The sequence below is a fragment of the Corallococcus sp. CA047B genome, assembly GCF_003612065.1.
Classification (GTDB): Bacteria; Myxococcota; Myxococcia; order Myxococcales; family Myxococcaceae; genus Corallococcus; species Corallococcus praedator.
Genome location: NZ_RAWD01000682.1, coordinates 1 through 890, shown reverse-complemented (window position 1 = coordinate 890; position 890 = coordinate 1). Strand labels below are relative to the sequence as shown.

Sequence of the window (890 nt, the reverse complement as noted above, 5' to 3'; positions counted from 1 at the left end):
ATCATGAAGAAGCTGAACGAGATCGCGATGTCGATCATCGGCAACATGAAGTAATCCTGCCGCTTCCTGGCAGAGAGAGCCGGCCCTCCTTCACTGGAGGCCGGCTCTTCGCTTTTGCGGGCCTGCCCCGGCACGACGACGGAGGGCACCGGGCCCTCCGCGCCAGGCCTGACTCAGGGCGTCGGAAGCTGGGCGTTCAGCAGGATCTGATGCCGGGTGGTGGTGAGGACGTCGAAGTCCGCGGTCACCGAGTCGGCGTAGTTGCCGGTGTCCCGGACGCGGACCTGCATGGGACGGACGGACTTGCCCGTCTGCGCGTAGCGGGCGGTCACCGTGTACCGGCCGACGGGCACATCCTGCACCGCGTCACCATCCGGCGTGCGCACCAGCTTCTTCGTGATGGGCGCGCCCTCGCTGCCGTCCACCAGCTTTCCGCTCGGCGTCAGCGTCAGCTCGATGTCGTCCGAGTTGATGGCCTGCTCCGGATCCGCGGGGTCGATGAGCTGATCCACGTAGACGGCGACGAACCCGCCGTAGAAGCCGGTGTCGTCAGCGCGCTTTCCCGACAGCTTCCAGGTGAAGTTGCGCACGGCACCTTCATTTCCGGCGAAGACGCTGTCGTCGTTCGGATCCAGGTCGAAGGTGTACGACCTGGCGTTGTACTGGACCTTGTGCGTCGCGCTGGCATGCCAGGTTCCCGCCGGCTTGCTCACGTCGATGCGGTAGGTGCCATCCGACCCCGTCGTCGCCAGGGCGTTGGAGTTGTAGACCAGGGTGTTGTCGGCGACGACCGTCACCCCCGGGAGCGGCTGGCCCCGGGCATCCACCACCTTGCCCGACATCTGACCACCCTCGGGAGTTCCTCCCCCACCCCCTCCGGTCTCCTTGGT

General features: G+C 66.4%; 1 protein-coding gene. It reads right to left on the bottom strand.

Annotation, left to right across the window (positions count from 1 at the left end; translation table 11 throughout):
• Positions 1–173: 173 nt before the first annotated feature.
• Positions 174–890, bottom strand: a 717-nt coding sequence (locus D7X74_RS42150) for a carboxypeptidase-like regulatory domain-containing protein (protein ID WP_147446925.1), incomplete at its 5' end; no start/stop codon positions are given.